Below are 14285 nucleotides of genomic sequence, written 5' to 3'. Positions count from 1 at the left end.
CGCCGACCACACCCGTTCCGGCATGCTGGCCGCAGGCTGACTGGCCTCGGGGTGCAGTCGCAGTCACCCTTGAAACGGGGTGAGGCAACCGCATCTTTCCAGCATCGCCGGCACGGGCCGGCCCTGACGACCGATGAGGATTCGCAATGCGGATGGACAAGCTCACCTCGCGTTTCCAGCAGGCGCTGGCAGACGCACAGTCGCTGGCCGTGGGCCGCGACAACAGCATCATCGAACCGGTTCACCTGTTCAGCGCGCTGCTGGATCAGCAGGGCGGCAGCACGCGCCCGCTGCTGGCCCAGGCCGGGGTGAACGTGCCGGTGCTGCGCGAGCGCCTGACCGAGGCGCTGGATGCACTGCCGAAGGTGTCCGGCCAGGCCGGCAACGTCTCGATGGGCAATGACCTGGGGCGCCTGCTGAACCAGACCGACAAGCTGGCCCAGCAGAACGGCGATGCCTTCATTGCCAGCGAGTGGTTCGTGCTGGCGGCGCTGGACGACGGCGGCACGCTGGGCATGGCGCTGCGCGCCGCCGGTGCCGACAAGACCCGCCTGCAGGCTGCGATCGACAAGCTGCGTGGCGGCGAGAACGTGCAGTCGGAGAACGCCGAGGAACAGCGGCAGGCGCTGGAGAAGTACACCATCGACCTGACCGCGCGCGCGGAGAGCGGCAAGCTCGATCCGGTGATCGGCCGTGACGAGGAAATCCGCCGCACGATCCAGGTGCTGCAGCGCCGGACCAAGAACAACCCGGTGCTGATCGGCGAACCTGGCGTTGGCAAGACCGCGATCGTCGAAGGCCTGGCCCAGCGCATCATCAACGACGAAGTGCCCGAGGGCCTGCGCGGCAAGCGCGTGCTGTCGCTGGACATGGGCGCGCTGATCGCCGGTGCCAAGTTCCGTGGCGAATTCGAGGAACGCCTGAAGGGCGTGCTCAACGACCTGGCCAAGAGCGAAGGGCAGATCATCCTGTTCATCGATGAGCTGCACACCATGGTCGGCGCCGGCAAGGCCGACGGTGCGATGGATGCCGGCAACATGCTCAAGCCGGCGCTGGCACGTGGTGAACTGCACTGCGTGGGCGCCACCACGCTGGATGAGTACCGCAAGTACATCGAAAAGGATGCCGCGCTGGAGCGCCGCTTCCAGAAGGTCTTCGTGGGTGAGCCGTCGGTGGAAGACACCATTGCCATCCTGCGCGGGCTGAAGGAAAAGTACGCGGTGCACCACGGCGTGGAGATCACCGACCCGGCCATCGTCGCCGCTGCGACGCTGTCCAACCGCTACATCACCGACCGCCAGCTGCCGGACAAGGCCATCGATCTGATGGACGAGGCGGCCTCGCGCCTGCGCATGGAAATCGACTCCAAGCCGGAGGAGCTGGACCGCCTGGAACGCCGGGTGATCCAGCTGAAGATCCAGCGCGAGATGCTGAAGAAGGAAAAGGACGAAGCCTCGCGGCAGCGCCTGGCCGATCTGGAGAACGACATCGATACGCTGGAGCGTGAGTTCTCCGACCTCAATGAAATCTGGAAGTCGGAGAAGGCAGCGCTGCAGGGTGCGACCAAGATCAAGGAGCAGGTCGAGCAGGCCAAGCTGGAGCTGGAAGCCGCGCAGCGCCGCCAGGATTTCGCCAAGATGAGCGAGATCCAGTACGGCCTGCTGCCGCAGCTGGAAAAGCAGCTGGCCGCCGCGCAGGAAGCCGAACACAGGGACTTCAAGCTGGTGCAGGACCGGGTCACCGACGAGGAGATCGCCGAGGTCGTGTCGCGCTGGACCGGCATTCCGGTCAACAAGATGCTCGAAGGTGAGCGCGACAAGCTGCTGCGGATGGAAGAGGTGCTGCACAACCGCGTGGTCGGCCAGGAGGAAGCGATCAAGGTCGTCTCCGATGCCGTGCGCCGTTCGCGTGCGGGCCTGTCCGATCCGAATCGCCCGGCCGGTTCGTTCCTGTTCCTCGGCCCGACCGGCGTCGGCAAGACCGAGCTGTGCAAGTCGCTGGCCGAGTTCCTGTTCGACAGTGCCGACGCGATGATCCGCATCGACATGAGCGAGTTCATGGAGAAGCACAGCGTCGCCCGCCTGATCGGTGCGCCCCCGGGCTACGTCGGTTACGAAGAGGGTGGCTACCTGACCGAGGCCGTGCGTCGCCGTCCGTACTCGCTGATCCTGCTGGACGAAGTGGAGAAGGCGCATCCGGATGTGTTCAACATCCTGCTGCAGGTGCTGGACGATGGCCGCCTGACCGATGGCCAGGGCCGCACCGTGGACTTCCGCAACACCGTCATCGTGATGACCTCGAACCTGGGCTCGCACCAGATCCAGGACATGAGCGCTGATGACAGCCCGGAGGCCTACACGCAGATGAAGGCGGCGGTAATGGGCGTGGTGCAGGCGCACTTCCGCCCGGAGTTCATCAACCGCCTGGACGACATCGTGGTGTTCCACCCGCTGGACAAGCAGCAGATCAAGCAGATCGCGCGCATCCAGATGCGTGGGCTGGAAAAGCGCCTGGCCGAACGTGGTTTGAAGCTGCTGGTGTCCGATGCAGCGTTCGACCTGCTTGGCAACGTTGGTTTCGATCCGGTGTACGGCGCACGTCCGTTGAAGCGTGCGATCCAGGCGCAGCTGGAGAACCCGCTGGCGCAGAAGATCCTGTCCGGCGCCTTCGTCAACGGCGACACCATTGAAGTCGGCAACGACGGCGGCCATCTGGTGTTCGCCAAGGCGTGATTCACACGGGGCGCTGCCTGATCGCGGCGCCCCGTTTCCTGCGGAGTACCCCGGGCCATGCCCGGCGCTCACTCAGAAGCGGTGCGTGTAGCCGCTCATCAGGCCGAACTGGTTGGGCTTCTGCACGATCGGGCTGTCGGCGGCGTCGCCAAGCAGTCGCGTGCCCTCAGCCGAGATGTACCAGTTGCCGTTGCGGCCCACGCGGTGGCTCCATTTCAGGCCAAGACCGGCACTGACCAGGCCGGCCTTCGGCGTGTGCTGGGCAAAGCCGGTGCGCGCCGCCTGTTCCGGGCTGACGCCGTACCAGGTCTGCATGTAGCCACGGTTGCCGTAGTCGGTGGACACGCTGCCGCTGACCACACCGCCGGCCAGGTCGAACAGCGGCATGCTCAGGTTCAGGTGGATCTGCTGGGTGGCCAGGCCGTTCTCGGCCTTGTCCTCGTCCTTGCGGGTGAACTGCCAGGCGCCGCTCAGCACGGCTTCGCCCAGCGTATAACCAGCCGAGACACCGACCAGGGGACGGGTATCGATATCACCCATGCCGCGCAGGAAGTCCGAACCGCCGAGCAGGGAGTCCTTGTCGCGGCGGATGCCGCTGGCGCCGACGTAGGCACGCACACGGGTGTGCTCGCCAATGGACGTGCCCCAACCGACGCCACTGGTACCCAGAAACCAGCCCCCCGGCGAGGTGACATCGAACGACAGCGACGGCGTCGCGCGGTATTCCTCGCTGCCGCTGTAGCGCGGCGTCACGCCACCGCCGGCAGCGACCTCGAAGGTCCAGTGGTCATCCTTGGCGTGGGCGATCGGTGCGGCGAACAGCGGCAACAGGGCCAGGCAGAGCAGGGTGGGGGAACGGCGAAGCTGGGACATGGAATCTCTCGACAATGGGAGGAAAGCAGCGCGCGCATCCGGCGAGTGCTGCAGGGTCGCCAGCGTGGCGATATGCCGGCGACCGATCCCTCCGCAGTTGTGCGGGAGTTGTAATCAACTGTAATGGTGCCCGTGGGCGTTCAGCTGGCAGCCAGCGGCCAGTGCATTTCCAGGCGCGCGCCACCCAGCGTGGCGCGGCTGATGCGCAGCTCGCCACCGTGGCGGGCTGCAATGCGGTTGACGATGGCCAGGCCCAGCCCGAAGCCGCCGGTATCGCGGCTGCGGCTGTCATCCAGGCGGGTGAACGGGCGCATCACTTTTTCGTGGTCGGCCTCGGCGATGCCCGGGCCGTCGTCATCCACGCGCAGGCACGCGCGGCCGCCGACACCGACCAGCGACACTTCCACCTGCGAACGCGCGTGGCGCAGCGCATTGCCTACCAGATTGCTCAGCGCCAGCTGCAGCAGCCGCGGTTCGGCATCCACCCGCGGCAACGCACTGGGCTGCACGCGCAGGACCACGCCGGCTCGTTCGGCATCACGGCGTGCATCGGCCAGGCAGGCCTGCAGCCAGTCGTTGGCTTCAATGCGCTGCATCGGCTCGCCTTCGCCGGGATGCTCCAGACGCTCATAGGCCAGCAGTTCGCTGACCAGCCGGTTGAGTTCGGCCAGGTCGCCGTGCAGCCCCTGTGCCAGCCGTGTACGGCGTTCGTGATCGTCGCTGTCCTGCATCAGGTCCAGGCCGAAGGCCACGCGCGCGATGGGCGTGCGCAGTTCGTGCGATATGGCATGGGTGAGGTCGCGCTGGCGCTGCACCAGTTCGGCCACGCGTGCCGCCATGCGGTTGGAGTGGTCGACGATGACCCGGATCTGCGAGCGTGGCGAGACCTGGGCACGTGCCTGCAGATCGCCCGAACCGATGCGGTCGGCATGCCGGCGCAGCGCTTCCAGGTCGCGCCAGAGCAGGCGCACCCACGCGTACAGGCTGGCGCCCACCAGCAGCAGGATGCTGAGGTAGGCGGCGATGGTCATGTACGTCGTCATCTGCACCGCGCCAGGCAGGCGCAGGTGCAGCCAGCGGCCATCGCTGCCCTCGATGGGCAGCAGGACCTGCTGGTATTGATCGCGCACGATGAAACCATCGGCCTTCACGGCCACCTGTTCCTGCGCGTCGAGTGCGGGAGGTTTGTCGAGCAGGGTCAGGGCGATGCCGTAGTGTGGCTGCCACTGCTGCAGGCGCTCACGCTGCTGGTCGGCATCCAGGCCGGCCAGGCCACTGCGCAGGGCGTACACCTGACCACGCACCTGCTGGACGAAGACGCGATCCTGCACGGGCGTGTAGATGCCGTCCAGGATGTGGTTGAGGAAGAACACCGACACCAGGAAGCAGGCACCCGTGATAAACCACAACCACAGGAACAGCCGCTTCATGCCGACCAGGACGAGGGATTGAACTGGTAGCCGCGGCCCCACACCGTCTTGATCCGCCGCGGTTCGCGCGCGTCATCGCCCAGCTTGCGGCGAAGCTTGCCGATGCTGACATCGACACTGCGGTCCAGCCCGTCGAAGCCGATGCCGCGCACCGCCTGCAGGATCTGGTCACGCGAGAGAATCTGCCCCGGCTGGCTGGCCAGCAGCCACAGGATCTCGAATTCGGTGGTGCCCATGTCCACCGGCTGGCCGTGCAGATGCACCTCGCGCTGCATGCGGTCGATCAGCAGCTCGCCGTGCATGAGGCGGCAGGGGCTGCCGGTGTTGCTGCTGCCATGGCGGCGGCGCAGCAGGGCGCGCAGGCGGGCCAGCAGCAGGCGCGGCTCGATCGGCTTGTGCACATAGTCGTCGGCGCCCGATTCCAGGCCGAGCACCTGTTCGATGTCGTCCTCGCAGGCCGTCAGCATCAGGATCGGCACATCGGAGAAGCTGCGGATCTGCCGGCACACATCGATGCCGCCAAGGCCGGGCAGCATCAGGTCCAGCACTACCAGTTCCGGCGCGTGCTGCCGGCAGGCCGCACCGGCGAGGTCGCCACGGGCCACATGCTGCACGGCGAAGCCGTGTTCGTGAAGGTAGTCACTGACCAGCTCGGCCAGGCGGCGGTCGTCCTCCACCAGCAGCACCGAGGTCGGCGAGCCGCTGGCGGCGGGTGTCCAGGGGGATGACTGCATGCGCTTGGGCCTCCGTGCCCGGGCAGGAGCGCCCGGCGGCGAAGCCTAGCAACGGCCCATGACGGCTGCCTGAATCGCGGCCAACCTGATAACCGGTGGTACTGGCGTCATCGCCAGCAGCTTTCAGCGCGTGGTTCTGGCTGGCCTATGGTGGCGGTTTCCCCGGATGGAGCCTGGCGCAATGAGCGACCCGCAGTGGCAACTGGAAACCCTGGCCGTGCATGGCGGCTACCGTCCCGATCCGACCACCCGCGCGGTGGCGGTGCCGATCTACCAGACGGTGGCGTATGCCTTCGATGACACCCAGCACGGCGCCGATCTGTTCGACCTGAAGGTGCCCGGCAACATCTACACCCGCATCATGAACCCCACTACCGACGTGCTGGAGCAGCGCCTGGCCGCACTGGAGGGTGGCATCGGCGCGCTGGCACTGGCCTCGGGGCAGGCGGCGATCACCTATGCCATCCAGACCATCGCCGAGGCCGGTGACAACATCGTTGCCTCCAGTGCGCTGTATGGCGGCAGCCTCAACCTGCTGGCGCACACGCTGCCGCAGTACGGCCTCCAGGCGCGCTTCGCCGACCCGGCCGATCCGTCCGCCTTCGCCGCGCTGATCGATGAACGCACCAAGGCGGTGTTCGTCGAATCGATCGGTAACCCGCGTGGCAACGTCACCGACATCGCGGCGATTGCCGAGGTCGCGCATGCCGCCGGCGTGCCGGTGATTGTCGACAACACCGTGGCCACGCCGTTCCTGCTGCGCCCGTTCGAGCACGGCGCCGACATCGTGGTGCATTCGCTGACCAAGTACCTCGGCGGCCACGGCAACAGCCTCGGCGGCGCGATCGTCGATTCCGGCCGCTTCGACTGGGCTGCACAACCCCAGCGCTTCGCACGGCTCAACCAGCCCGACCCCAGCTATCACGGCGTGGTCTATACCGAAGCCCTGGGGCCAGCGGCCTACATCGGCCGCGCGCGGGTGGTGCCGCTGCGCAATACCGGCGCTGCGTTGTCGCCGTTCAATGCGTTCCTGATCCTGCAGGGCATCGAGACCCTGGCCCTGCGCATGGAACGCATCAACGCCAACGCACTGGCCGTCGCGCAGTTCCTGAAGTCGCACGCTAAGGTGGCGTGGGTGCGCTATGCCGGGCTGGCCGACGACCCCGAGCATGCCGCCGCGCAGCGCTACCTGGGCGGGCACGGCTCGGGCGTACTGACCTTCGGCCTGCCGGGCGGCCGTGAAGCCGGCGCACGCTTCCTCGATGCACTGAAGCTGTTCACCCGCCTGGTCAACCTGGGCGACGCGAAGTCATTGGCCACCCATCCCGCCTCGACCACCCATCGCCAGCTGGACGCCGCCGAACTGGCCAAGGCCGGTGTCAGCGAAGACACCGTGCGGCTGTCGATCGGCATCGAGCATATCGGCGACCTGCGTGCCGACCTGGAGCAGGCCCTGGCTGGCGCCTGATAGCCGCACGCTTGGTCGTCATCGCCACAGGCGATCACCACCGGCACCGCGATGCGCTACGGTGGAACTGCCTCTCCAAGGCATGGCAACGTGGCGATCCAGATCCCCGGTCGATGCGGGTCGACCGGGGATTTTTTTGTTTCCGGGGTCAGATGCACCGCCGTGTCGACCAAGGTCGACACCTACCAACAGCCGCAGGAAATTGTCGAAGGCAGGGTGGGCCCGGTTGCAGGGGCGTGAGCGCCATGGATGGCGCGACCGAGCCTCCATGGACGGATTCACGGCGTCCCCTGCAACCGGACCCACCCCGCCATCCCACGGAATGCCAGCTTTTGCTTTTGTCGTTGCCGTTGCTTCAGCAGGTGCAGGGCTGCAAGCCCTGCCGCACCCACACTCCTCACACCACCGGAATACTGTGCTGTCCCAGCCCGCGATACGGCGGCGTGGCCATCACCATCTCGGCCAGCGAGTACGCCAGCTCACGCTCGGCCATCACCGTGCCATCCGCACCGTGCTCCAACAGATGCTTCACCTCTGCATCGCTGTGTGCTCGCGCCAGCAGGGTCAGATCCGGATTGATCGCACGCAGCTTGGCCAGCGCCTCACCGGCTTCCAGCGGCTGAGGAATCGCCAGCACCGCAATCTTCGCGCGTTCCGGATGCGCTTCGGCCAGCACGCGGTCGGCAGCAGCACTACCACGGATCGCCGCCAGGCCCTTGGCGTGCGCCTGTTCGACGTGCTCCTTGTTGTCATCGATCACCAGCACCGGCACGCCACGATCGCGCAGCACCTGCGCCAGCTCGCTGCCGACCCGGCCGTAACCAATGACGATGGCATGGTCACGCAGGTCACGCGAGGGACCGGTGGCCTCTTCCGGCTCGGCGGCCTGGGGCGACTGCTCCTGCTTGGCCTGCCAACGGTCAAGCAGCCCGAACACCAGCGGGTTGAGCATGATCGACACCAGCGCACCGGCCAGCACCAGCGACTGGCCTTCCTTCGGCAGGATCTGCAGGGCGACGCCGAGGCCGGCGATGATGAAGGCGAACTCGCCGATCTGCGCCAGGCTGGCCGAGATGGTCAGCGCGGTGCTGGTCGGGTGGCCGAACGCACGCACGATGAAGAACGCGGCGGCCGACTTGCCGAACATGATGATCAGCACCGTGGCCAGCACCTGCCACGGGTGCTGGACGAGGATGTTGGGGTCGAACAGCATGCCGACCGAAACAAAGAACAGCACCGCGAACGCATCGCGCAGCGGCAGCGAATCATGCGCGGCCTTGTGGCTCAGCTCCGATTCGTTGAGCAGCATGCCGGCGAAGAACGCGCCCAGCGCGAACGAGACGCCGAACAGCATCGCCGAGCCGAACGCCACGCCCAGCGCGATCGCCAGCACCGAGAGGGTGAACAGTTCGCGCGAACCGGTGCCGGCGATGCGTTCGAGGATCCACGGGATGACCCGGCGCCCGACCACCAGCATCACCGCCACGAACAGGCCCAGCTGCACGAAGGTCCAGCCGATGTCGGCCAGCACGCTGCCCAGCGAGTGCGATTCCTTGGCCGCATCGGGGCCGAACACACCGGCCATCACCGGCATCATCACCAGCGCCAGCACACAGGCCAGGTCTTCCACGATCAGCCAGCCGACCGCGATCTTGCCGCGCATGGTTTCCAGCAGGCGGCGCTCCTCCATCGCCCGCAACAGCACCACGGTACTGGCGGTGGCCAGCGAGAAACCGAAGATGACGCCATGCAGGGCTGGCCAGCCCATCAGCGAGGCCACGCCCCAGCCGAGCAGGGTAGCGACCGCGATCTGGCCGATGGCACCGGGGATGGCGATGGCCTTGACCGCCATCAGGTCCTTCAGCGAGAAGTGCAGGCCGACGCCGAACATCAGCAGCATCACGCCCAGCTCGGCCAGCTGGTTGGCCAGCGCCTGGTCGGCGACGAAGCCGGGGGTGAACGGGCCTACGCAGATGCCAGCAACCAGGTAACCGACCAGGGGAGACAAGCGGAGCTTGTTGGCCAGCGCGCCGAAGATGAAGGCGAGCCCCAGGCCAACGGCAACGATGTTGATCAGGTCGGTGTCATGGTGCATCGGCACTCGCAGAAAAACGGGGGTATCCCGATTTTCACCGATGACGCCAGATACGGCAAACCTTAAATGCGAATGGGGTCAGATCCCTCTCCCGCAGGAAAAAGGATCTGACCCCACCAGGGAGTTGCCGGCCAGCGGCCGGCACTACCAGAGAGGCGCCCGCCAGCACTTACCAGGTGTACTTGACCCGGCCGTACACGTACGCGCCGTTGAAGCCGAACGGCGAGTAGTTGCTGTACGGCAGCATGCCGAAGGTGGAGTTCTGCAGGTCTTCTGTGCGGTCCGGGTACTTGTCCAGCAGGTTGTCGGCGCCCACGGTCAGGGTCCAGTTGCTGCTCGGCTTGTAGCTGGCCGAGGCATCCACCACCCAGGCGTCGCCATAGGTCTGGTCGCGCAGTGCGGTGGCCGAGTTGCGCACGGTGAATTTGCCGTAGCGGGTCGCGGCCAGGCCCAGTTCCCAGTGGTCCGAACGCCAGGTGCCGCTCAGGATCGCCTTGTCGCGCGGATAGCTGTCCTCGATGCGGCCGATCTCATCGCGGCCGATCAGCGACTGGGTCAGGCCCAGCGTGCCGAACACCGCCGGGGTGCCGCCGACGCGGCGCACTTCGGTGTCGTTGTAGCTGTACGCGGCGGTCAGTTCCAGGCTGCTGGCGCTGAAGGGCACCGTGCAGCTGGACACGAAATCGACACCGCGGGTGCGCGTATCCAGGCCGTTGGTGAAGTACGAGAACGCGGTCACCTGCGGCAGGCCCAGCGTGCCCAGCAGCGCACTGGTGGCGGCGTTGGTGGTGATGCTGGACGACAATGCGATGCGGTCATCGATGTCGATCTGGTAGGCGTCGACGGTGATGTACAGGCGGTCGACCGGCTGCAGCACCAGGCCCAGGCTGTAGGAGGTGGAGGTCTCGGCCTTCAGCGGCGAGGCGCCCAGCGCCTGCGCAGCCGGGCTGGTGGTGGGGAAGGTGCCGCGCTCGACGAACACGCCGTTGAGGAACTGGCTGGTGACCGCCTGGTAGCCCTGCTGCGCCAGCGACGGCGCACGGAAGCCGCTGGACGCGGTGGCCCGCAGCGCAACCTTGTCGGTGAACGCGTAGCGCGCCGACAGCTTGCCGGAGAAGCGGTCGCCGAAGTCCGAGTAATCCTCGTAGCGGCCGGTGATGCCGGCCGAGAACTTCTCGGTCAGGTCCGCTTCCAGACCCGCATAGACCGCGTAGTTGTGGCGGTCGGCATGCACTTCATTGGTGGGGGTGAAGCCACCGAAGCCCTGCGCGCCACTGCCGGTGTACGAGTTCAGCTCGCCCGGCTTCTGGTCCCACTTCTCCTTGCGGTATTCACCACCGAAGGACAGCGTGACCGGGTAGGCCAGGCCCCAGTCCAGCGACTTGGTCAGGTCGGCATTGAAGATGTCCTGCTGGTACTTCAGCGTGCCGTCGTAGAACGAGCGCGGGCTGGTCGCACCCAGGCTGTAGTTGATGCTGTTGCGGGTGTGGAAGTCGAGGGTGTTCTCGCCGTGGTTCAGGCTCAGGTCCCAGGTCCAGCCGCTGTCGGTGTTGCCCTTGACCCCGGCCACCAGCGAGCGGTCCTTGGAGTACTGGTTGATCTCCGGCACGAAGCCGTCCGGGTAGGTCTGCGCCAGCAGCGCGCTCTGCCCGCTGTGGTTGCGCGAGCGGTAGAACGCGAACGAGGTGATGTCGCGGTTGCTGAGCAGCGCGCTGGCGTAGCCGGTCACGCGGTCGCTGAAATCGAAGCTGGCGTTGACCGAAGCCGCAGTCGCATCCACGCGCGGGTCGCCGACGATGAAGGTCTTCTGGCCGATGCTCGGGAAGTTGCCGGTGTTCGGGGTGGTGCCGCGGTACGGGCCGGCGCGGTTGCTTTCGTCCTGCTGGCTGATCTGGCCGGCCACGTGCACGCGGCCACGGCCGTTGCCGAACTCGACGCCGGTATCGCCGGAGAGCTGGTACTTGTTGCCGTCACCGGCCGAGTACTGGCCGTAGTCCACCGCCAGGCTGCCGCCACTGCCGCTGCCCTTGAGCACGATGTTGATGACGCCGGCGATGGCGTCCGAACCGTACTGCGCCGACGCACCGTCGCGCAGCACTTCCACGCGTTCGATGGCGGCGATCGGGATCGCATTGATGTCCACTGCCGACGAACCACGGCCGATGCTGCCGTTGACGTTGATCATCGCCGAGGTGTGGCGGCGCTTGCCGTCGACCAGCACCAGCACCTGGTCCGGTGACAGGCCGCGCAGCTGCGCCGGGCGCACGCCGCTGGTGCCATCGGTCAGGGCAGGGCGCGGGAAGTTCAGCGAGGGCAGGGCGCGCGACAGCGCGGTGGCCAGCTCGCTGGTGCCGGTGGACTGCAGGGCTTCGGGGGTGATGATGTCGATCGGCGACTGCGATTCGGCCACCGTGCGGTCGGCCACGCGGGTGCCGGTGACGATCACCGTGTCCAGGGTGTTGGCGGCGGTGCCGGCCTGCTGGGCAGCGGCAACGAACGGAGAGCCACCGAGTGCGACAGCGACGGCGGCGGCGATCAGGCTGGTCTTGCGGGTCATCGGGACGGAGCTCCGGTTGGCGGGGGCGGCACCGGAATCGACATCACGGGGGTGAGGCGGACGGCGGTTGTTGCGGTGCGCAAAGCAGGAATTAACGGGATATTCAGTGCGTGTCAAATGCCAGTCATCGGAAAAAACGTTGCAGCAGCAACCATTTAGCCCGGATCGGCACTGGCGGGGGAGGGAGCCCGGGACGCGCGCGGCAAGGACGTGGGAGAGAGGAACGCCGGCCGCCGCGCATCCCGGGACGCGTCAAGTATTCGTTAACGCTAGAATTGCGTCGCAGGAACAGTGCTCACCAGCACATTCCATCTGGTTATATGGACGCCTCCCCCGATGATTTCCCTTCGTAATTTCGCCTTGCGCCGCGGCGAGCGGCTGCTGTTGTCCAATGTCGACCTGACCCTGCACGCCGGTTACCGGGTGGGTGTGGTCGGCCGCAACGGTGCTGGCAAGTCCAGCCTGTTCGCGGCGGTGAAGGGCGAGCTGGAGGCGGACAAGGGCGATGTCGATCTGCCCGGCAAGGTGCGCATCGCCAGCGTCGCGCAGGAAACCCCGTCGCTGCCCGACCCGGCGCTGAGCTTCGTGCTGGGCGGTGATACCGAAGTGGCTGCGGTACTGGCTGAAGAGGCTGAAGCAACCGCGCGCGAAGACTGGGAGGCGGTGGCCAACGCGCACACGAAGATGGCCGAGATGGGGGCCTACGACGCCGAAGCGCGCGCCGGCAAGCTGCTGCACGGCCTCGGTTTCCCGGCCGAGACCCACCACCGCGCGGTGTCCTCGTTCTCCGGCGGCTGGCGCGTGCGCCTGAACCTGGCCCGCGCGTTGATGATGCCCAGTGACCTGCTGCTGCTGGACGAACCGACCAACCACCTGGACCTGGACGCGGTGTACTGGCTGGAGCAGTGGCTGCTGAAGTACCCCGGCACCCTGCTGTTGATCTCGCATGACCGCGAGTTTCTCGACAACGTGGCCACCCACACCCTGCACCTGCACGGCGGCGGCGCCAAGCTCTACCCGGGCGGTTATACCGATTTCGAGCGCCAGCGCGCCGAACAGCTGCGCCAGCAGCAGATCGCGCACGAGAAGGAACAGGCCGAGCGTGCCCACCTGCAGAGCTTCATCGACCGCTTCAAGGCGCAGGCCAGCAAGGCCGCGCAGGCGCAGAGCCGCATGAAGCGCCTGGCCAAGCTGGCCGGCACCGAAGCCGTGCGTGCCGAGCGCGAATTCCGCATCGAGTTCGCGCCGCCGGCCAAGCTGCCGTTCTCGCTGATCCGCCTGAACCACGTCGAGGCCGGCTACGGCAAGGACGCGGTGATCCTGCACAACGTCGGCTTCGGCCTGGAAGCGGGCCAGCGCATCGGCCTGCTCGGCCCCAACGGTGCCGGTAAGACCACCCTGGTGAAGACCCTGGTGGGCGAGCTGGCGCCGATCGTCGGCGAGCGCATGGCGCACCCTGACCTGAAGATCGGCTACTTCGCCCAGCACACGGTGGAGTCGCTGCACGAAGGCCAGTCGCCGATGGAGCACTTCCGCGAGATCGCCCCGGACGCACCGAACCAGTCGTTCCGCGACTTCCTCGGCAAGTGGAACTTCCCGGGTGACCGCGCGTTCGAGCCGGTCGATGGCTTCTCCGGTGGCGAGCGCGCACGCCTGGCGCTGGCGCTGATCGCCTGGCAGCAGCCGAACGTGCTGCTGCTGGACGAACCGACCAACCACCTTGACCTGGAAATGCGCGAAGCGCTGGCCGAAGCACTGGCCACCTTCGAAGGCGCGATCGTGATGGTCTCGCATGACCGCCATCTGATCGGCCTGGTCTGCGATACCTACTGGCGCGTGGCCGATGGCGTGGTCGAGCCGTTCGACGGCGACCTCGACGCCTACGCGGCCTGGCTGCGCACCCGTCCGCAGGCGCAGGGCACCAAGGCGCGCATGGAACAGGTGGAAGAGCCGGTGGTGGTCAAGACCGCGCCGGTGGCTCAGGTGGTGCAGAAGAAGCCGGTGAACCCGCACAAGCTGGCCGCCGCCGAAGCCAAGGTGGCCGAGCTGGAAAGCGCCCTGGCCGAGCTGGACCGCCAGCTGGCCGACCCGGCCAACTACGCCGATGCCACCCGCATGGCGGTGATCGGCCGTGACCGCGAAACCGCTGCCGCCCAGCTGGAAAAAGCCGAGGCAGCGTGGATGGAGCTGCTGGAGTCCTGACCGGTAGTGCCGGCCGCTGGCCGGCAGCGCGATGCGCCCACAACGATCAAGGGGTTGCCGGCCAGCGGCCGGCACTACCTACGCGCCCTGTGCCTGCAGCCATTCGCGGAACCGCTTCGCCGGTTCACGCTCGGCACGCGAGCATGGCGGTGATCGGCCGTGACCGCGAAACCGCTGCCGCCCAGCTGAAAAAA

At 67.0% G+C, this 14285-nt stretch carries 8 protein-coding genes; 3 read left to right on the top strand and 5 right to left on the bottom strand.

The genetic code is table 11. The features are described from left to right. Positions 1 to 146: 146 nt before the first annotated feature. Positions 147 to 2732: an ATP-dependent chaperone ClpB gene (gene clpB, locus ACSYS9_RS19240; RefSeq protein ID WP_071229658.1), complete on the top strand. Its 2586-nt coding sequence runs from the start codon at positions 147 to 149 to the stop codon at positions 2730 to 2732. Between the two features lie 72 nt (positions 2733 to 2804). Here the strand turns inward: clpB and ACSYS9_RS19235 are convergent, their stop codons facing one another. The 3 genes from ACSYS9_RS19235 to ACSYS9_RS19225 form a co-directional block, all read right to left on the bottom strand. Then, entirely contained in the window at positions 2805 to 3605 is an 801-nt protein-coding gene (locus ACSYS9_RS19235; protein ID WP_071229659.1) for a MipA/OmpV family protein, read from the bottom strand. 140 nt (positions 3606 to 3745) lie between these two features. Next, the gene (locus ACSYS9_RS19230) at positions 3746 to 5035 is read right to left on the bottom strand and encodes an ATP-binding protein (protein WP_071229660.1); all 1290 of its coding nucleotides are present in this window, start codon (positions 5033 to 5035) and stop codon (positions 3746 to 3748) included. Beyond that, positions 5032 to 5769 (bottom strand): response regulator transcription factor, encoded by a 738-nt coding sequence (locus ACSYS9_RS19225; protein WP_071229661.1) that lies wholly within the window; start codon positions 5767 to 5769, stop codon positions 5032 to 5034. Before ACSYS9_RS19225 ends, ACSYS9_RS19230 begins: the two co-directional genes overlap by 4 nt. A gap of 181 nt (positions 5770 to 5950) precedes the next feature. Between ACSYS9_RS19225 and ACSYS9_RS19220 the strand changes: the two genes are divergently transcribed. After that, entirely contained in the window at positions 5951 to 7237 is a 1287-nt protein-coding gene (locus ACSYS9_RS19220; RefSeq protein ID WP_071229662.1) for an O-acetylhomoserine aminocarboxypropyltransferase/cysteine synthase family protein, read from the top strand. Between the two features lie 397 nt (positions 7238 to 7634). Here ACSYS9_RS19220 and ybaL read toward each other — a convergent pair whose 3' ends face one another. After that, positions 7635 to 9332 carry a YbaL family putative K(+) efflux transporter gene (ybaL, locus tag ACSYS9_RS19215; protein WP_071229663.1) on the bottom strand — a complete coding sequence of 566 codons (1698 nt, stop codon included), beginning with the start codon at positions 9330 to 9332 and terminating at the stop codon, positions 7635 to 7637. Positions 9333 to 9501: 169 nt separating this feature from the next. Beyond that, positions 9502 to 11889 carry a TonB-dependent receptor plug domain-containing protein gene (locus ACSYS9_RS19210; RefSeq protein WP_440568409.1) on the bottom strand — a complete coding sequence of 796 codons (2388 nt, stop codon included), beginning with the start codon at positions 11887 to 11889 and terminating at the stop codon, positions 9502 to 9504. 336 nt (positions 11890 to 12225) lie between these two features. On the opposite strand from ACSYS9_RS19210, the gene ACSYS9_RS19205 reads away from it, so the two are divergent. Next, positions 12226 to 14091, top strand: coding sequence for an ABC-F family ATP-binding cassette domain-containing protein (locus tag ACSYS9_RS19205; RefSeq protein ID WP_071229665.1), 1866 nt, complete (start codon positions 12226 to 12228; stop codon positions 14089 to 14091). The last annotated feature ends 194 nt before the right edge of the window (positions 14092 to 14285 follow it).

It is taken from the genome of Stenotrophomonas sp. STK17_22 (assembly GCF_051983905.1).
Lineage (GTDB): Bacteria > Pseudomonadota > Gammaproteobacteria > Xanthomonadales > Xanthomonadaceae > Stenotrophomonas > Stenotrophomonas maltophilia_A.
The sequence above is the reverse complement of the archived record's forward strand: the minus strand, read 5'-3'. Positions and strand labels throughout refer to the sequence as shown.

Bases quoted from the DNA above. Each gene is read 5' to 3' on its own strand.
- clpB (WP_071229658.1), top strand. From the start codon at position 147: ATGCGGATGGACAAGCTCACCTCGCGTTTCCAGCAGGCGCTGGCAGAC.
- ACSYS9_RS19205 (WP_071229665.1), top strand. From the start codon at position 12,226: ATGATTTCCCTTCGTAATTTCGCCTTGCGCCGCGGCGAGCGGCTGCTG.
- ACSYS9_RS19225 (WP_071229661.1), bottom strand. From the start codon at position 5,769: ATGCAGTCATCCCCCTGGACACCCGCCGCCAGCGGCTCGCCGACCTCG.
- ACSYS9_RS19220 (WP_071229662.1), top strand. From the start codon at position 5,951: ATGAGCGACCCGCAGTGGCAACTGGAAACCCTGGCCGTGCATGGCGGC.
- ACSYS9_RS19210 (WP_440568409.1), bottom strand. From the start codon at position 11,889: ATGACCCGCAAGACCAGCCTGATCGCCGCCGCCGTCGCTGTCGCACTC.
- ACSYS9_RS19230 (WP_071229660.1), bottom strand. From the start codon at position 5,035: ATGAAGCGGCTGTTCCTGTGGTTGTGGTTTATCACGGGTGCCTGCTTC.
- ACSYS9_RS19235 (WP_071229659.1), bottom strand. From the start codon at position 3,605: ATGTCCCAGCTTCGCCGTTCCCCCACCCTGCTCTGCCTGGCCCTGTTG.
- ybaL (WP_071229663.1), bottom strand. From the start codon at position 9,332: ATGCACCATGACACCGACCTGATCAACATCGTTGCCGTTGGCCTGGGG.